This is a genomic window from Streptomyces sp. NPDC002911 (genome assembly GCF_053591835.1).
On the sequence record NZ_JBSFUO010000007.1, the window covers coordinates 260282 to 278666 of the forward strand.

Annotated in this window: 16 protein-coding genes; all 16 read right to left on the minus strand. The window is 69.9% G+C overall.

Features of this window, described 5'->3' with window-relative positions; translation table 11 throughout:
- Positions 1-94: 94 nt before the first annotated feature.
- The 16 genes from ACWD04_RS14155 to rsmH all read right to left on the minus strand — a co-directional run bounded on the left by ACWD04_RS14155 (position 95) and on the right by rsmH (position 18100).
- Entirely contained in the window at positions 95-1261 is a 1167-nt protein-coding gene (locus ACWD04_RS14155) for a DivIVA domain-containing protein (RefSeq protein ID WP_451131546.1), read from the minus strand.
- Between the two features lie 49 nt (positions 1262-1310).
- On the minus strand, positions 1311-1607 hold the full coding sequence (locus ACWD04_RS14160) for a YggT family protein (protein WP_031098947.1): 297 nt from the start codon (positions 1605-1607) through the stop codon (positions 1311-1313).
- A gap of 68 nt (positions 1608-1675) precedes the next feature.
- The gene (locus ACWD04_RS14165) at positions 1676-2287 is read right to left on the minus strand and encodes a cell division protein SepF (protein WP_451131548.1); all 612 of its coding nucleotides are present in this window, start codon (positions 2285-2287) and stop codon (positions 1676-1678) included.
- A 127-nt stretch (positions 2288-2414) separates the two neighbouring features.
- On the minus strand, positions 2415-3134 hold the full coding sequence (locus ACWD04_RS14170) for a YggS family pyridoxal phosphate-dependent enzyme (RefSeq protein ID WP_451131550.1): 720 nt from the start codon (positions 3132-3134) through the stop codon (positions 2415-2417).
- A 6-nt stretch (positions 3135-3140) separates the two neighbouring features.
- Positions 3141-3881: a peptidoglycan editing factor PgeF gene (gene pgeF, locus ACWD04_RS14175; protein ID WP_451131552.1), complete on the minus strand. Its 741-nt coding sequence runs from the start codon at positions 3879-3881 to the stop codon at positions 3141-3143.
- A 17-nt stretch (positions 3882-3898) separates the two neighbouring features.
- Complete coding sequence (gene ftsZ / locus ACWD04_RS14180; protein WP_451131553.1) at positions 3899-5110, minus strand: cell division protein FtsZ; 1212 nt, start codon at positions 5108-5110, stop codon at positions 3899-3901.
- A gap of 276 nt (positions 5111-5386) precedes the next feature.
- Positions 5387-6184 (minus strand): cell division protein FtsQ/DivIB, encoded by a 798-nt coding sequence (locus tag ACWD04_RS14185; protein ID WP_451131555.1) that lies wholly within the window; start codon positions 6182-6184, stop codon positions 5387-5389.
- Between the two features lie 49 nt (positions 6185-6233).
- Complete coding sequence (murG, locus tag ACWD04_RS14190; protein WP_359466385.1) at positions 6234-7328, minus strand: undecaprenyldiphospho-muramoylpentapeptide beta-N-acetylglucosaminyltransferase; 1095 nt, start codon at positions 7326-7328, stop codon at positions 6234-6236.
- Positions 7329-7334: 6 nt separating this feature from the next.
- On the minus strand, positions 7335-8795 hold the full coding sequence (gene ftsW / locus ACWD04_RS14195; protein WP_451131556.1) for a putative lipid II flippase FtsW: 1461 nt from the start codon (positions 8793-8795) through the stop codon (positions 7335-7337).
- A 129-nt stretch (positions 8796-8924) separates the two neighbouring features.
- Positions 8925-10358, minus strand: coding sequence for a UDP-N-acetylmuramoyl-L-alanine--D-glutamate ligase (murD, locus tag ACWD04_RS14200; protein ID WP_451131558.1), 1434 nt, complete (start codon positions 10356-10358; stop codon positions 8925-8927).
- Positions 10340-11410 (minus strand): phospho-N-acetylmuramoyl-pentapeptide-transferase, encoded by a 1071-nt coding sequence (gene mraY / locus ACWD04_RS14205; protein ID WP_451131559.1) that lies wholly within the window; start codon positions 11408-11410, stop codon positions 10340-10342. Before mraY ends, murD begins: the two co-directional genes overlap by 19 nt.
- Positions 11407-12825: a UDP-N-acetylmuramoyl-tripeptide--D-alanyl-D-alanine ligase gene (locus ACWD04_RS14210; RefSeq protein WP_451131561.1), complete on the minus strand. Its 1419-nt coding sequence runs from the start codon at positions 12823-12825 to the stop codon at positions 11407-11409. Before ACWD04_RS14210 ends, mraY begins: the two co-directional genes overlap by 4 nt.
- Before the next feature lie 4 nt (positions 12826-12829).
- Positions 12830-14560 (minus strand): UDP-N-acetylmuramoyl-L-alanyl-D-glutamate--2,6-diaminopimelate ligase, encoded by a 1731-nt coding sequence (locus ACWD04_RS14215; protein WP_451131563.1) that lies wholly within the window; start codon positions 14558-14560, stop codon positions 12830-12832.
- Between the two features lie 16 nt (positions 14561-14576).
- A complete protein-coding gene (locus ACWD04_RS14220; RefSeq protein ID WP_451131565.1) occupies positions 14577-16565 on the minus strand; it encodes a peptidoglycan D,D-transpeptidase FtsI family protein in 1989 nt (662 codons plus the stop codon).
- A 4-nt stretch (positions 16566-16569) separates the two neighbouring features.
- Positions 16570-17085: an FtsB family cell division protein gene (locus ACWD04_RS14225; protein ID WP_451131567.1), complete on the minus strand. Its 516-nt coding sequence runs from the start codon at positions 17083-17085 to the stop codon at positions 16570-16572.
- A 49-nt stretch (positions 17086-17134) separates the two neighbouring features.
- On the minus strand, positions 17135-18100 hold the full coding sequence (gene rsmH, locus ACWD04_RS14230; protein WP_451131569.1) for a 16S rRNA (cytosine(1402)-N(4))-methyltransferase RsmH: 966 nt from the start codon (positions 18098-18100) through the stop codon (positions 17135-17137).
- Positions 18101-18385: the final 285 nt, after the last annotated feature.

Consider the following 18385-nt stretch of genomic DNA (forward strand, 5'->3'; position numbering starts at 1 on the left):
AGCAACGCTCACGCCAAAGGGCCGGGCCCCGGGGATTCCCCGGGGCCCGGCCCTCAGCCTGCCGACGGCTACGCGCTCAGCGAGCGCGGACCGCTCAGTTGTCGTCCTCGTCGATCAGGAACCCGCGCATCGGCGACGGCGCCTGCTGCATCGGCTGCGGCGCCTGCGGCCGCACCGGCGCCATCGGCTGTGTCATCGCGGGCGTCATCTGCTGCTGCCCACCGCCGTACGACGGGCCACCGCCCATCGACTGGTTGCCGCCGCCCATCTGCTGGTTACCGTGACCACCGTGGTTGCCGCCCATGGCGTGCCCCATCGCACCCGCACCGGCCGGAGCCAGCGAAGGCGACGGCGGCAGCGAGGCGGCGGCGGGGGTCCGCGGCGGAGCCAGCGAGTCGTCGGCCTGGGTCTCCAGCTGACGCAGCTGGCTCTCCAGGTAGGACTTCAGACGGGTCCGGTACTCGCGCTCGAAGCCGCGCAGGTCCTCGACCTTACGCTCCAGCGTCGCGCGGGCCGACTCCAGCGAGCCCATCGCCACGCGGTGCTTCTCCTGCGCGTCCCGCTCCAGGGCGTCAGCCTTGGCACGGGCGTCACGCTCGAGGCCCTCGGCACGGCTGCGCGCCTCGCCGACGATCTTGTTGGCCTCGGAACGGGCCTCCGCGATCGCCTGGTCGGCGGTCTGCTGGGCGAGGGAGAGGACACGGGCGGCACTGTCGCCACCGGGGCCCTGACCGGGCTGCTGCATCTGCTGCTGCTGCTGCATCTGCTGCTGCTGCATTTGCTGCTGCTGCTGCTGCTGCTGCTGAGCGTGACCGCCCATGGGGCCGCCCATCGGGCCACCCATGGGACCGCCCTGCATCGGTCCGGGGCCGTGCGGGCCCTGCGGACCGTGGCCGCCCTGGGGGCCATGGCCGCTGGGACCGGCAGGCAGCTGCGGAGCTCCACCGGGCAGCTGGGGGGGACCCATCTGCGGGGGCTGCTGCTGCTGCACCGGCGGACCAGATATGGCGGCCGGCACAGGGGCCCCTGGCCGGTCCTGCTGCTCCGGTGGTTTACGCATTCCCTGCTGCTGCTGGTTCTGCGCGGCCGCACGCGTGGCGGCGGCCAGCTTGGCGCGCAGGTCCTCGTTCTCACGGAGCAGGCGGGTCAGTTCCGATTCGACCTCGTCGAGGAAGGCATCGACCTCGTCCTCGTCATAGCCTTCTCGGAGGCGGACCGTCGTGAACTGCTTGTTCCGCACGTCCTCGGGGGTCAGCGGCATCTCTTCTTCACCTCTACGTAGTCGTCGGCAGTCGGCAAGACCGTATCGTTCACACGCTGCTCGCAAGCTTGCCCACGAGGTTGAGCAGAATGTAGACGATGATCATCAGAACGAAGAAGGACAGGTCAAGTGCCACGCCCCCGAGACGCAACGGCGGTATGAACCGCCGCAGAAGCTTCAGCGGTGGATCCGTGACAGTGTAAGTGCCCTCGAGAACGACCACCATCGCCTTGCCTGGCTGCCATGAACGTGCGAACTGGAAGACATAGTCCATGACCAGCCGGAAGATCAGCACGATGAGGAAACACATCAGCGCGATATAGACCACATCCAGTGCGACGCCCATGTCCCGCGCTTCCCTCTCCCCTGGCTCTCGTTGCCCCGGCCACCCGGCCGGGTTTGTTCCTGTTGTTCTCAGCTCTGGTTGAAGAACCCGCCCTCTGCGATGCGGGCCTTGTCCTCCGCCGTGACATCGACGTTAGCAGGCGACAACAGGAACACCTTCTGCGTCACCCGCTCAATGCTGCCATGGAGACCGAAGACGAGTCCCGCAGCAAAGTCGACAAGTCGCTTCGCATCCGTGTCGTCCATCTCCGTGAGATTCATGATCACCGGAGTGCCCTCTCGGAAGTGTTCCCCGATGGTACGGGCCTCGTTATAGGTCCTGGGGTGCAGCGTGGTGATCCTGTAGGGCTCACGCTCGGACACAACCTTGGGCATGATCACCGGTGCGTTCTTCTCCATGTTCGGGCGCTCAGGTGTGATGGACGCCACGGGGGCGATTCGGGCGGGTCGTCCGCTTTCCGCCGGGAGCTGAACCGGTTCCCGCGGTGCGGGCGCCTGCACCGCTCGCACCGGTTCATCTCTTTCCCGCTCCACCGGATGCACGGGCTGATGCCGCCGCCGGTCCCGCTCGGGCTCCGGCTCGGGTTCGAATTCGTCGTCGGGGTCGAACCCCGGACCGTCGTACCCATCGTCCTCCACGAGGCCGAGGTAGACCGCCATCTTGCGCATCGCGCCGGCCATGCTCCGAGTCCTCCGCTCTGTGGTGGATCGGCATTCGTGTCACCAAGTGCCCGAGATCCACTCCGGCCTGCCCGCTTCGAGCGGGAATGACCATATTTTCTGCTGTGGTCCGACTTGCTTCGCGACGTTACCCGAGCCGGGGTCGGACTCCGAGTACCGCCGTACCGACGCGTACATGTGTCGCTCCGGCCGCGACCGCGTCCTCGAGATCCGCGCTCATCCCAGCAGAGACCATGTTCGCAGCCGGATGGTTCCCGCGCAGGCGGGATGAAATTTCCATCAGGCGGTCGAACGCGGCCCGTTGCCGGCCGGCGTAGGAACCGGCGAGCGGGGCGACGGTCATCAGGCCGTCGAGCCTGAGCCCTTCCGCCGCCTCGACAGCCGCGGCCAACTCCTCGATCCCGTCCGGTGCGACGCCGCCCCGGTCCCCGCGTTCACCGCTCCCCGCGTCGAGAGCGACCTGGATGAGGCAGCCGAGCTCACGCTCACCCCTGACCGCCGCCGACGAGAGCGCGGTGACCAGCTTCACCCGGTCCACCGACTGCACCACATCGGCGTAACCGGCCACGGAGCGGACCTTGTTGGTCTGCAGCTGTCCGACAAAGTGCCAAGTGAGCGACAGATCCGCACAAGCCTCGGCTTTTGGTGCCGCGTCCTGATCACGATTCTCCGCGACCTGGCGCACACCGAGTTCGTGCAAAATGCGCACATCACTCGCGGGGTAGGTCTTGGTGACCACGATCAGGGTCACTTCTTCCCGCTTACGGCCGGCCGAAGCGCAGGCGGAAGCAATACGTTTTTCCACTTGCGCCAGGTTCGCCGCGAGTTGCGTCCTGCGATCCGTCATGTCCTATCAGTCCAACCAGACATATCCGGCGAGCCGCCCTGTGGTGCGGTCGCGGCGGTACGAGAAGTGGTCGCCTGATTCCAGGGTGCAGAACGGCGAGCTGTGCCGGTCGACGACGCCGAGCTCTTCGAGCTGGGAGTGGACTCCGGCCGTGACGTCGACCGCGGGTGTTCCCCAGCTGGTCTGCGACCACGACGCCGGGACGGCCTCCGCGACCTCCGCGCGCATCTGCTCCGGAACCTCGTAACACCGTCCGCATACGGCCGGTCCGGTGTGGGCGACGATCCGGGACGGTTCGGCACCGAGTGCGGTCATGGCCTCGACCGTGGCCGGGACGACTCCCGCCACCAGACCGGGCCGTCCCGCGTGGGCGGCGGCGACGACACCGGCCGCCGGATCGGCGAGCAGCACGGGCGTGCAGTCGGCGGTGAGCACCGCGAGCGCGAGATTACGCCGCGCCGTCACCACCGCGTCCACCGCCGAGATACCCGAGGCGTCGGAGGTGTCGTCCCAAGGGCCGTCGACCACGGCCACGTCGCGCCCGTGCACCTGATTCATCCAGACCACCCGGGCCGGGTCGAGACCGAGAGTACGGGCGGCGCGTGCACGGTTCGTGCGCACGGCGGCGGGGTCGTCGCCGACCGCACCGCCGAGGTTGAGCTCCTCGTACGGAACGGCGCTCACTCCGCCCCACCTGTCGGTGAAGGCGAAATGGGCGCCGCCCGCCGAGGGCTCCGCGGCTTGCACCGCGTGCTGCGGACCTATCACTTCAAGAAGTCCGGTACGTCCAGCTCTTCGGCCTGGGTGTCCTGGTAGGGCCGGGCCGTCGGGACGTGCGGCGGGGACACCTGCAGCGCGGTCTCGTTCGCCACCGGCGCCGGCTCGGCCGGCGTCTGGGTCTCCTCGCGCGGGGGCACGGAACCCAGTCCGCCGGTCTGGCGCGCCGGCTCGGCGGCCCGGGCCGGCGGAGCCGGCTCCTCGCGCTTGCCCGCACTCGATCCGAGGACGTTCTCCCGACGGGCCGGCGGCTGTCCGCCGTCGAAGCCCGCGGCGATGACGGTGACCCGCACCTCGTCGCCCAGCGCGTCGTCGATGACCGCGCCGAAGATGATGTTCGCCTCCGGGTGGGCCGCCTCGCTCACAAGCTGGGCGGCCTCGTTGATCTCGAAGAGACCGAGGTCGCTGCCGCCGGAGATGGAGAGCAGGACGCCGCGGGCGCCGTCGATGGACGCCTCCAGGAGCGGTGAGGAGATCGCCATCTCCGCGGCGGCCACCGCGCGGTCGTCGCCGCGGGCGGAGCCGATGCCCATGAGCGCCGACCCGGCCTCGGACATCACCGACTTGACGTCGGCGAAGTCGAGGTTGATCAGACCCGGGGTCGTGATGAGGTCGGTGATGCCCTGAACACCCGAGAGCAGCACCTGGTCGGCCGACTTGAACGCGTCGAGCACGCTCACCTGACGGTCCGAGATGGACAGCAGCCGGTCGTTGGGGATGACGATGAGGGTGTCGACTTCTTCGCGGAGTTCGGCGATGCCGTCCTCCGCCTGGTTCGCACGTCGCCGGCCCTCGAAGGTGAACGGGCGGGTGACCACACCGATCGTCAGGGCGCCCAGCGAACGTGCGATGTTGGCGACGACGGGTGCGCCGCCGGTGCCGGTGCCGCCGCCTTCTCCGGCGGTGACGAAGACCATGTCGGCCCCCTTGAGGACCTCCTCGATCTCCTCACGGTGGTCCTCTGCCGCCTTACGACCGACGGCCGGGTTCGCCCCGGCGCCGAGGCCACGGGTGAGTTCACGGCCGACGTCGAGCTTGACGTCGGCGTCGCTCATCAGGAGTGCCTGCGCATCGGTGTTGATCGCGATGAACTCGACACCCTTGAGGCCGACCTCGATCATTCGGTTGATGGCATTGACACCACCGCCGCCGACACCGATGACCTTGATGACTGCGAGGTAGTTCTGCGGTGCTGCCACGTCGAAGGCCTCTCGCCTCGAGTTACGTGTCGTCGCTTCGCGGTAGTCCCGCCGCGACGACGGATGCCGATTGGGTCGGTCCGGACGCCGACCCAAACCCTAACGTTGAAGTTTAGGGTTACCAGTGTGTCTGCTTCTTGGACTCTTCCGAACAGGACACTAAGTCGACAAGTGGCGCACGTTCAACGAACACGCCGAACCTCCCGTTTTTCTTTTCACCCTATGTGATCACCCGTAGCGCTGACCAACCAGGGGGCTGGCCAGGACAAACGTGCGTCAACTCTTCGATGCCGCAGGGGCGGTGGGGGCACTCACGTCGAAGTGCCCCGCTTTGGGAGACGCTTTCATGAGAGCGGTGAGTACCCGCGCCTTCACGGGCCCTTCCTCACTGCTTCCCCACATAACGGTGCGTCCTCGGGTCAGTTCGAGGACGGCGGAGTCGTACGAGGTGACCCGTACGGTCTCGGTCTCCCTGGCGACCCCTGCCGGGACATCCCCCGCGACACGGACCGATTCCCGCAGTAGGCGGTCACTGCCGAAGCGTCGCAGGCTCGCGGACTGATCGGGTGCCAGTTCCAGGAGCGGCACATGCGGGGGCGCTTTGTCCACGATTGCGAAGCGGACGCCTCGTGCGTCCACTTCGATGAACTCCTCGCCCTTCTCGACCAACAGGACCGGCTTCCGCTCGGTCACCTCGAGGCCGACGCCATGCGGCCAGGACCGTACGACATCCACGGAGCCGATACGAGGCAGCTTCCGGCGCAAGCGGTCCGCGATCGCGTCGGTGTCCACGGAGATCAGCGGAGAGCCCACCGGAGCCGCCGCCGCTGCCTCCACCTCGCTCCGGGTCAGGACGTCGGCGCCGGAGACCGTCACCCGTTCCAGCCTCAGCCAGGACGAGCCGTAGAGCACCCAGACGGTGGCCGCGGCGGTCAGAACGAGGCCGACCGCGGCCAGAATCAGCCGCATACGGCCGGTCAGCCGCCGTCGCCCCTCGGGGCCGATGTGCGGCGGGCGGGCCGGGGTGTCCGCCCGCTCGGCCTCGCCGCGCTGGGCGGTCGTCGGTCCGGCCACGCTCGCTCCTTCGCCGGACCCGGGGCGCACGCCCCGGGTCCGCCCCGCCTCACGCCTGACGGCGTGCGGCAATCGCCTCGTACACCATGCCGACGAGCAGGTCGTCGGCGTCCCGTCGCCCGAACTCCGCGGCGGCACGGGACATCTCGTACAGCCGGTGCGGATCCGAGAGCACCGGCAGGACGTTGCCCTGCACCCATTCCGGGGTGAGCGCCGCGTCGTCCACCAGCAGGCCGCCACCGGCGTTGACCACCGGCTGGGCGTTGAGCCGCTGTTCGCCGTTGCCGATCGGCAACGGGACGTAGGCGGCGGGGAGCCCGACGGCGGAGAGTTCGGCGACGGTCATCGCGCCCGCGCGGCAGAGCATCATGTCGGCAGCGGCGTACGCGAGGTCCATCCGGTCCACGTACGGTACCGGGATGTAGGGCGGCATCCCGGGCATGTTGTCGATACGCGGCAATTCGTTCTTCGGGCCGACCACATGCAGTATCTGGATCCCGGACCGCTGGAGCAGCGGTGCGATCCGCGTGACCACCTCGTTGAGGTGGCGGGCGCCCTGCGAGCCGCCGGAGACGAGCAGCGTCGGCAGGTTGGGGTCGAGACCGAAGGCGGCACGCGCCTCCGGACGGACCCGTGCCCGGTCGAGGGTGGCGATGGTGCGGCGCAGCGGGATGCCGATGTAGCGGGCACCGCGCAGTTTGCTGTCCGGGGTGGAGACGGCGACCCCGTGGGCGTACCGCGACCCGATCTTGTTGGCCAGGCCCGGCCTGGCGTTGGCCTCATGGACGACGATCGGGACCCCGGCGCGCTTGGCCGCGAGGTAGCCGGGAAGGGCCACGTAGCCGCCGAAGCCGACCACACAGTCCGCCTTGGTGCGCTCCAGGATCTGCTCGGCGGCCTTGATCGTGCCGCGGAGCCGCCCCGGGACGGTGATCAGCTCAGGTGTGGGCTTGCGCGGCAGCGGTACGGCAGGGATCAGTGCCAGCTCGTACCCCCGCTCGGGTACGAGCCTGGTCTCGAGTCCGCGCTCCGTGCCGAGGGCAGTGATGCCCACGGCCGGGTCCTGCCTCCGCAGGGCGTCTGCGAGGGCAAGCGCGGGCTCGATGTGCCCGGCGGTCCCCCCGCCGGCGAGTACGACATGCACCGAAATTCACCGCTCTCCCGACGGACGCTTCATGACGCGCCGTCTCATCGTCTTCCATCTGACCCCGGGCCTCCGCATGGCCAGGGCCGCTCTCGCCGCAGGATCCTCTCGCGCGAAGGCGATCATGAGCCCGACAGCGAACATGGTCGGCAGCAGGGCCGAGCCCCCGTAGGAGAACAACGGGAGCGGGACACCGGCGATCGGCAACAGGCCGAGCACCGCACCGATATTGATCACGGCCTGTGCCGTGATCCAGGTGGTCACACCTCCCGCTGCGTACCTCACGAAGGGGTCCTCCGTGCGTCCGGCCACGCGGATACCCGCATAGCCTAGAGCCGCGAAGAGGGCCAGCACCGACAGCGTCCCCGCCAGGCCCAGTTCCTCCCCGGTGATGGCGAAGATGAAGTCGGTGTGCGGTTCCGGAAGTTGACCCCATTTTTCCACACTCGCACCGAGCCCGGAACCGAACCAGCCGCCGGACGCCAGGGCGTAGATTCCGTGCACCGCCTGCCAGCAGGAGTCGCCGGGGCCGGGCTCGGACGCGCCGATGCAGCCGAGCCGGGACATCCGGTTGGGGCTGGTCCTGATGAGGAGGAATCCGATGAGACCGGCGACTGCGAGCACACCGGCGAAGAGCCTGGTCGGGGCGCCGGCCAGCCAGAGCAGGCCGAAGAGGATCGCGGTGAGAATGATCGCAGTCCCCATGTCGCCGCCGAGCATGATCAGCCCGAGCAGCATGAAGGCGACCGGCACGAGCGGGACGAGCATGTGCTTCCACTGGGCGAGCAGCCGCTTGTCGTGTTTGCGGGCGAGCAGGTCCGCGCCCCACAGGACGAGGGCGAGCTTGCCGAATTCACTGGGCTGGAGCTGGAAGGGGCCACCGAGATAGATCCAGTTCTGGTTGCCGTTGACCGACATCCCTATCCCCGGCACCTGGACCAGGACCATCAGGAAGACCATGCCCACGAGCAGCGGGTAGGCCAGCGCCCGGTGGAGTTTGACGGGCATCCTCGAGGCCAGCAGCAGCAGTCCGGCGCCGATCACTGCGGCGAGGAACTGCTTGCGGAAGAAGTACGTACTGGGCCGCGCCAATTCCAGCGCCTTGATCATCGAGGCGGAGTAGACCATGACGAGGCCGAGCACGGTGATCAGCAGGCCGGCGCCCAGGATCAGGTAGTACGCGGTCAGCGGGCGGTCCCAGGCCCGTCGTGCCCGCTCGTACGTCCGCCGCACCCCGGTCCCCCGGCGCGGACGGGGCGGCGTTCCCCGTCCACGGGCTCCGCCACGCGGCGCGGGGGGCCGCCGGGAGCCGGTGGCGGGCCTGCTCCGCAGGGCGAGCCCCGCGAGGGGCCCGGGGCCGGCGGGCGGCGGACCGGCGAGCAGGGGCGGGCTGAGCGCCCGACGGATCACGGTGGCCGCCCGTGAGCGGCCGGCTCCGCGCACTGCTGAGTTCTCGTCGGCCGGCATTGTCGCTGTCCCCTCCACTGCTCGTGCCCGGGGCTGTCGTCGGGGCCCGCAAGGCCGGCGGCGCCGCTCGTGACCGGGCGACCGGACACCCCGGTTCTCCGGGACGGTACGACGCGGAGACCGGGCCCGTCAGGCGCTGTCGCCGGCCAGTTGACGGACCGCGTCCGCGAACGCCTCGCCCCGCTTGTTGTAGTTGCCGAACATGTCCATCGAGGCACAGGCCGGGGCCAGCAGGACGGTGTCACCCGGACCGGCCAGCCGTGCCGCCTCGCGGACCGCTGCGGACATCGCCCCAGTGTCGGTCCGGTCGAGGTCGACCACCGGTACCTCGGGTGCGTGTCGCGCCAGGGCTTCGCGGATCAGCGCCCGGTCGGCGCCCATCAGGACGACGCCCCTCAGCCGCTTCGCTGCCCCGCCGACCAGCTCGTCGAAGGTGGCGCCCTTGGCGAGGCCCCCGGCGATCCAGACGATCGGTTCGTAGGCCGCGAGGGAGGCCTCAGCGGCGTGGGTGTTGGTGGCCTTGGAGTCGTCGATGTAAGTGACACCGGCGACATCGGCCACGTGCTCGATGCGATGGGCATCGGGACGGAAGGCCCGCAGCCCGTCCCGTACGGCGGCGGGCTGCACGCCGAAGGCGCGGGCCAGGGCCGCGGCGGCCAGGGCGTTGGCGATGTTGTGGGGGGCCGGCGGATTGATGTCGCCGACCTCGGCGAGCTCCTGGGCATGCTTCTGACGGTTGGCGACGAAGGCCCGGTCGACGAGGATGCCGTCGACCACGCCGAGCTGCGAGGGGCCCGGCGTACCGAGGGTGAAGCCGACGGCCCGGCAGCCTTCCTCGACGTCGGCCTCACGCACGAGGTCCTCCGTCGCCTGGTCCTGCGCGTTGTAGACACAGGCGACGCTGTTGCCCTCGTAGACCCGGCCCTTGTCGGCGGCGTAACCCGCCATGGAGCCGTGCCAGTCGAGGTGGTCCGGGGCCAGGTTGAGCACGGCCGCGGAGTGGGCGCGCAGCGAGGGTGCCCAGTGCAGCTGATAGCTGGACAACTCGACCGCGAGTACGTCGTACGTCTCGTCGCCGAGCACCGCGTCCAGCAGGGATACCCCGATGTTGCCGACGGCGGCGGTGCGCAGGCCGGCCGCTTCGAGGATCGAGGCGAGCATCCGTACGGTCGTGGTCTTGCCGTTGGTTCCGGTGACCGCGAGCCAGGGAGCGGCGCCGGGGCCCCGCAGCCGCCAGGCGAGTTCGACGTCGCCCCAGACGGGGACGTCCGCCTCGGCGGCTGCGAGGAAGAGGGGCTTGTCCGGCTTCCAGCCGGGGGCCGTGACGATCAGCTCCGTGGACTCCGGCAGGGTCGCGCCGTCACCGAGGCGCACGGTGATGCCGAGCGCCTCCAGTTCGGCGGCCTGGACGCGGGAGCGCTCGTCGTCACCGTCGTTGACGACGGTGACGAGGGCCCCCCGCTCGTGCAGGGCGCGGGCGGCGGGGATACCGCTCACCCCGAGCCCGGCGACCGTGACGTGCTTGCCCTGCCAGTCCACGTTGCTCACTTCTTGGCTGCCCATCCCGCGTAGAAGAGGCCGAGTCCGACGATCACGCACATGCCCTGGATGATCCAGAAGCGGACCACGACAAGGACTTCGGACCAGCCCTTGAGCTCGAAGTGGTGCTGGAGCGGTGCCATCCGGAAGACCCGCTTGCCGGTCATCTTGAAGGATCCGACCTGGATGACCACGGACATGGTGATCATCACGAAGAGGCCGCCGAGGATGGCCATCAGGAACTCCGTGCGGGAGCAGATGGCCAGGCCCGCGAGCGCGCCGCCGAGGGCGAGTGAACCGGTGTCCCCCATGAAGATCTTCGCGGGCGACGTGTTCCACCACAGGAAGCCGAAGCAGGCACCCATCAGTGCGGAGGCGACGACCGCGAGGTCGAGCGGGTCCCGTACCTCGAAACACGCCTGTGGGTTGGTGAGGGTGGTGGCGTTGGCGCAGGACTCCTGGAACTGCCACAACCCGATGAAGGTGTAGGCGCCGAAGACCATCACCGACGCGCCGGTGGCCAGGCCGTCCAGACCGTCCGTCAGGTTCACGCCGTTGGACATGGCGAGAATCATGAACAGCGCCCAGACGCAGAACAGCACCGGGCCGATCGACCAGCCGAAGTCCTCGACGAACGACAGCCGGGTGGAGGCCGGAGTGTTGCCGCGCGCGTCCGCGAACTGGAGCGAGAGCACCGCGAAAGCGATACCGACGATCAGCTGGCCGGCCATCTTGGCCTTGGCCCGCAGACCCAGCGAGCGCTGCTTCACGATCTTGATGTAGTCGTCGAGGAAGCCGACGAGGCCCATCCCGGCCATCAGGAACAGGACGAGGACGCCGGAGAAGCGCATCGGCTCGCCGGTGATCACCTTCGCCAGGACGTACGCGATGATCGTCGCCAGGATGAAGGCGATCCCGCCCATGGTGGGCGTGCCCTGTTTGCTGCCGTGGGTACGCGGACCGTCGTCCCGGATGAACTGCCCGTAGCCCTTGCGGGCCAGAAGTTTGATCAGCAGCGGAGTGCCGACCAGGGTCAGGAAGAGCCCTATGGCCCCTGCGAAGAGGATCTGCCTCATCGGACGGCGACCTCGCCCTCGGTCGTCTCCAGCAGTGCCAGGGCGACCCTCTCCAGGCCGACCGACCGGGACGCCTTCACCAGCACGACGTCTCCCGGGCGCAGTTCACTGCGCAACAGGTCGACGGCCGCCTGTGCGTCGGACACGTGCACCGACTCCTCACCCCACGAACCCTCGTTATATGCGCCCAGTTGCAGCCAGGAGGCTTCTCTTCCTCCGACAGCGACGAGCTTGCTGACGTTGAGCCGGACGGCGAGCCGTCCGACCGCGTCGTGCTCGGCGAGCGACGCGTCACCGAGCTCGGCCATCTGACCGAGCACCGCCCACGTGCGTCCCCCGTCTGCCCGTCGGGCCTTGCCCATGGCGGCCAGCGCACGGAGTGCGGCCTTCATGGATTCGGGGTTCGCGTTGTAGGCGTCATTGACGACCGTCACACCGTCCGGACGCTCGGTGACCTCCATGCGCCAGCGGGAGAGGGTGCCCGCCCCGGAGAGCGCCTCGGCGATCTCGGTCACGGACATGCCCAACTCATGGGCGACGGCGGCCGCGGCGAGCGCGTTCGACACGTGGTGCTCACCGTACAGGCGCAAGGTGACGTCGCTGCACCCGGTGGGTGTGTGGAGCGCGAAAGCGGGGCGGCCGTCGTCCGTGAGCCGCACGTTCTCTCCCCGTACGTCCGCATCCGGGGCCTCTCCGAAGAGGATCACCCGGGCTTTCGTGCGGGATGCCATAGCCCGCACGAGCGGGTCGTCGGCATTGAGGAGCGCGGCGCCGTCCTCCGGGAGGACCTCGACGAGCTCGCCCTTGGCCTGGGCGATCGCCTCGCGGCTGCCGAACTCCCCGATGTGGGCGCTGCCGACATTGAGGACCAGGCCGATCCGTGGCGGCGTCAGGTCGGCGAGATAGTGGATGTGGCCGATGCCCCGCGCACCCATCTCCAGGACGAGATGGCGGGTTTCCGCCGTGGCGCGGAGCGCGGTGAGCGGCAGGCCGATCTCGTTGTTGAGGGAGCCGGGTGTCCAGACCGTGGGCGCCTTACGCTCCAGCAGTTGGGCGATCAGGTCCTTCGTGGACGTCTTGCCGGCCGATCCGGTCAGCGCGACGACGGTGGTGCCGAGGCGTTCGACGACGGCGCGGGCGAGGGCGCCGAGTGCTCCCACGACGTCGTCGACGACGATCGCCGGAACACCGACGGGGCGGGCGGCGAGCACGGCCACCGCGCCCGCCTCGACGGCGCGCTGCGCGTAGTCGTGGCCGTCGACCCGCTCGCCCGCGAACGCGGCGAAAAGGGAGCCCTGCCGCACCTCCCGGGAGTCGATGACGACGGGGCCTGTGACACCGACGGACGGGTCCGGCACGTCGTGCGGCTGCCCGCCGACGATTCCGGCGATCTCGGCGAGGGAAAGGGCGATCACTTGGTCATCCCTGACTGTTGTTCTCATGGGTGTGTACGCGGTCCTCGGTGGCGTGCGCGGCGCCCGTGCGCCCCAGGGAGCGCTCGATGGCCTCGCGCAGGACCTTCCGGTCGTCGAAAGGCCGTACCACTCCGTGGATGTCCTGCCCCTGCTCATGCCCCTTTCCGGCCACCAGTACGGTGTCGCCGGGCTCGGCCCTGGCGACCGCGGCGGCGATGGCAGCGGCCCGGTCGGCGTCGACGAGCACGTCTCCGCGCTCGTGGACGGGCACCTCGGCCGCGCCGGAGAGCATCGCGGCGAGGATCGCGAGGGGATCCTCGGAGCGGGGGTTGTCGGAGGTCAGCACGGCGGTGTCGGCGAGCCGTGCCGCAGCGGCACCCATCGGGCCGCGCTTCGTCGTGTCGCGGTCGCCGCCGCAGCCGAGCACCATGTGCACCCGACCCTCGGTGACCTTCTGCAGGGAGCGCAGGACCGATTCGACGGCGTCGGTCTTGTGCGCGTAGTCGACGACCGCCAGGTACGGCTGTCCGGCGTCGACGCGTTCCAGCCGGCCGGGAACCCCCGGAACGGCCGCGATGCCGTCGGCGGCGGTCTGCGGGTCGACGCCCGCGACGGCCAGGGTGACGATCGCGGCGAGGGTGTTGGCCACGTTGAACGGGCCGGGCAGCGGAGCCCTGGCGGTGATGTGCTCGCCCTTGGGACCGGTCACGGTGAAGCTGCTGTCCTGGGGACCGACTTGGACCTCCTCGGCCCGCCAGTCGGCGTCCGGGTGCCCCTCCGCGGAGAAGGTCACGACTGGAACGGACGCCTCCGTCACCAGCCTGCGGCCGTACTCGTCGTCGAAGTTGACGACACCGATCCTGCTGCGCTGCGGGGTGAACAGCTGAGCCTTGGCCTGGAAGTAGTCCTCCATCCCGGAGTGGAACTCCATGTGCTCCGGGCTGAGGTTGTTGAACACGGCGACGTCGAAGACGCAGCCGTCGACCCGGCCGAGCACCAGGGCGTGGCTGGAAACCTCCATGGCGACCGCCTCGACACCGCGTTCGCGCATGACGGCGAACAGGGCCTGGAGATCGGTGGCTTCGGGGGTGGTGCGCTCCGACTTGATGCGCTCGTCGCCGATCCGCATCTCGACGGTGCCGATCAGCCCCGTGCTGCGTCCGGCTCCGCGTAGCCCGCCCTCGACCAGGTACGCCGTGGTGGTCTTCCCGGACGTTCCGGTGATGCCGATCTGGAGGAGGCCGACGCCCGGCCGTCCGTAGATCTCGGCCGCGATGTCGCCCATCCGGCCGCGCGGGTCCTCGGTGAGGAGGACCGGGAGGCCGGTGGCGGCGGCGCGCTCGGCGCCCGCCGGGTCGGTGAGGATCGCGGCCGCTCCGAGGCCCGCGGCCTGGGCGGAGAAGTCGGCACCGTGGAAGCGGGCTCCGGGCAGAGCCGCGTACACGTCCCCGGGGCGCACGGCCCTGGAGTCGTGGGTGATGCCGGTGACCTCACCGGAATCCTGCGGTCCGGCACCGAGCCGGGCTGCCAGCTCTCCGAGGGAGGTCGGCCTGAGCCGGTCCGGTCGGGGCGCTCCCGGGTAGTTCACAGGCGCGTCCTTCTGAGTGGTTTGGCACTGATCAGCGTGGGGCACGGCGGTGAGCGTACCGGGCGGACCCGGCCTCTCGCGAAGTGAGGGGCCGGGGTCACGGTACTTCTCGTTCCGGTTCCCGGGATCAGGCGTGATGGTCGTCACTGAGGGTTCCCCCGAGTCACTCGCCGGGCTTGAAGGACACCGGCAGCCGGGCAGGATCGCTGCCGGACGGAGGTGTCTGGAGGGTCTTCAGGGCGAACTCCATGACCTTCTTGTAGATCGGGCCGCAGATCTGGCCGCCGAAGTAGCTGCCCTCGGTGGGATTCTGGATGGCGCAGTAGACGGTGATCTGCGGGTCGTCGGCGGGCGCGAAGCCCGCGAAGGACGCGGTGTATCCCTTGTAGACGCCGCGTGCGGGATCCACGCGGTTGGCTGTGCCGGTCTTGCCCGCCACCCGGTAGCCCTGGATGTGGGCTTTGGTCCCGGTGCCCTCCTCGTCGTCCACCACGGACTCCAGCATCCTGGCCAGGGTCTTGGCGGTCTTCTCGCTGACCACCCGGGTGCGCTCGGGGGCCTCGGACGCCGCGTAGTTGCCGTCCGCGTCCTTGGTCCCGCGGACCAGGGTCGGCTCGATCCGGACCCCGCCGTTGGCGATGGTCTGATAGACCGACGCGGCCTGCATGGCGTTGAGCGAGAGCCCCTGGCCGAACGGGATCGTGTACTGCTGCGAGGTCGACCAGTCCTCGGGCTTGGCGATGATGCCAGGCGACTCGCCCGGATAGTCGAGCCCGGTGGTGCTGCCGATGCCGAATTTACGCAGGTAGGAGTACAGGACCTTGTTGGCTTCGGCCTGGGTCTTCCCGAGCTGGCCGGTGGCCAGGATGGTGCCGATGTTGCTCGATTTGGCGAGTACGCCGTTGAGCGTGAGGTACCAGGTGGGGTGGTCGATGTCGTCCCTGAAGAGCCGGTCGCCCCGGTGCAGCCGATTGGGGACGGTGACGTGCGTGCCGGGCGTGGCCGCCCCCTCCTCCAGCACGGCGGCCATGGACATGACCTTGCTGGTGGAGCCGGGTTCGTACACGTCCTGGAGGGCAGCGTTACCGAGGGCGGCCGAGTCGCTCTGCGCGAGGTCGTTCGGGTCGTATCCGGGGGCGTTGGCCATGGCCAGCACCTCGCCGGTCCTCGTGTTCTGGACGACCACGTAGCCACGGTCCGCCTTGGACTTCTCGACCTGGTCGGCGATGGCGCGCTGGGCCGCCCACTGGATGTCGCGGTCGATCGTCAGCTCGACGTCGGTGCCGGCGACGGCCGGGACCTCCGTGGAGCCGGCGGTCGGTACGGGACGGCCGCCCGCCTGGGCGTAGCGGATCTTGCCGTCCTCGCCCTGGAGCTGCTTGTTCAGCTGTGATTCCAGGCCGCCGCCACCCTTGCCTTCGGCGTTGACGAATCCCAGTATCCCGGCGGCCAGGTCCCCGTTGGGGTACACCCGCTTGGTGGTGGTCTCCTGGAGGACCCCGGCCAGCACGTTGGCTCCGGGACCACCGTTCGCCGTGTCCTCGGCCGCCTTGTCCGCGAAGACCGATTTGAGGTCCTTGATCTGCTTCCAGACCTGCGGGGTCTGCCGCCGTGCCAGCACCTCGTAGCGGGTCTTGGCGGCGAGCTTCTTCGCCAGCTCCGCCTCGTCCTTCCCGAGGATCGGGGCGAGCAGGGCCGCCGCTTGCTGCGGGGCGTCGGGGGCCTTGCTCTCCTCGGGAGTGAACAGCTTCGGGTCGGCCGTGATGTCGTGCGCGTCGACGCTGGTGGCCAGGGCGATACCGCCGCGGTCGGTGATCTCACCGCGTTCGGCGGCGATCGTGTACTCCAGGTAGCGGTTCGCCTCGGCCTTGGCGGCGTACGCACCGGCGTCGACCGCCTGGACCTGGAGGAGCCGGACGACGAACGCCAGCATGACGAGGGTCAGACAGAGGCTGATCAGCCGCAGCCGGGGGCGTGGGCTGCCCAGCCGGATGGACTGCGGGGAGCCGCCGCGCCGCTTTTTGGCCACCGGGCGCCGCGAACGCCTGGCCTCGGGACGACCGGCGGGCCGGGGGCGCCCCGATCCGCCGACCGCGTTACGGGAGCGCGCGGGGCCGGGTACGCGGCGGCGCGGCGGTTCCTTGGACGGCACTGCGTCACCTGCCGGAGCTCGTCGGGGGCGGTGTGGTCGGGAGCGGTGTGGCCGGGTCCGCTGTCGGCGTCGCGGAGCCGGATGGGGAGACCGACCCGGCGGGCCCGGCCACGCTCGCCTCCGGCTCGGGTGCCTCGGGCGGGGAGGGCTGAGCGGTGGCCCGCTCGGGTACTCCGCGCACCGTGCCGTCCGGGTCCAGGAACGCGGGGCTGCCGCCGGGCACCATGCCGAGCTCCCTGGCCCGGCGCTCCAGAGCGTCGGGTTCGGAGTAGCTGTCGACGTCCCGTTGGAGGGCCTGCTGCTCGTCGGTGAGCTCGGTGGTCTCCCGCTCCAGCTTGCTCAGCCTGAACGATCCTTCGTTGAGCGCCGAGTTCAGCAGCAGGAGCGAGATCAGGCCACCCGCGAGCAGCAGCACGACCAGCAGGACGAAGGGGGTACGGGCGGCGGTGTTCGGCCCCGAGGGCATCAGCCGGGCGAGTCTGCCGGCCCGCCCCTTCATCTGGTCGGCCGTTCCGGTCACCGCGGTGCCACCGTCCATTCGGGCGCCCGGCCGGCCCGGCGGGATCCGCTCACCGTTCTTCCTCGCGGATCCGCTGGGCGCCGCGCAGCCTGGCGGGGGCGGCGCGCCGGTTCTCGGCGACCTCCTCCTCGGTGGGCAGTTCGGCACCGCGGGTCAGCAGCTTCAGCCGGGGCTGGTAGCGCTCGGGGACGACGGGCAGTCCGGGCGGCGCCGTGTTGGCCGCGCCGGCCGCGAAGACCTGCTTGACCAAGCGGTCCTCCAGCGAGTGGTACGAAAGGACGGCGATCCGGCCACCGACTGCGAGGCTCCGCACCGCGGCGGGAACGGCCCGCTCCAGCACGGTGAGTTCACCGTTGACCTCGATGCGCAGGGCCTGGAAGGTGCGCTTGGCCGGATTGCCGCCGGTGCGCTTGACGGCCTGCGGCAGGGAGTCGCGGATCAGCTCGACGAGACGGGCGCTGTTGCTGAAGGGTTCCTTCTCGCGTTCGCGCACGACGGCCGAGACGATGCGCTTGGCCTGCTTCTCCTCGCCGTACGCGCGCAGGATCCGTACGAGTTCGCCCGGCGGGTAGGTGTTGAGCACCTCGGCGGCGCCGATACCGGTCGTCTGGTCCATGCGCATGTCGAGCGGCGCGTCCTGGGCGTACGCGAAGCCGCGGTCGGCCTCGTCCAGCTGCATGGAGGAGACACCGAGGTCGAAGAGCACGCCCTGGACCTTGGGGGTCCCCAGCCGGTCGAGGACCTCGGGCAGCTCGTCGTAGACGGCGTGCACGAGGGTGGCGCGGTCGCCGTACGGGGCGAGTCGCTCGCCGGAGAGCCGCAGCGCCTCCTTGTCCCGGTCCAGGGCGACCAGCCGGGCCTCGGGAAAGGCGGCGAGCAGGGCTTCGCTGTGCCCACCGAGCCCGAGGGTGCAGTCGACGACGACCGGGGGCTGTGGTCCGGTCGCCTCCAGAGCCGGGGCCAACAGGTCCAGGCATCGCTGGAGCATCACCGGGACGTGGCGGGTCTGGCTCAAAGCGCCCTCTCAGGCTATGTCCCGTGTGGCCGCACATACGGTCTGGTCCCCGCCCGCCCGGAAGGGGAGGCCGGCCGGCGCCGGGGAAGGGGCGTCGGCCGACCGACGAGCGGGAGAGGGCCGGGCCGCATGTACGCCGCACATCACGGGGAACTCGAAACATCTAAAAGTATGCAGAATGTGCAGGCGTGTCGGTAGCTTCGCGTCACTTTAGTCCACCCTGCCATTCGATCGATTCCCGATCAACGAACTGGGCAGCGCGTCGCACCGCTGTGGCGAACCGGG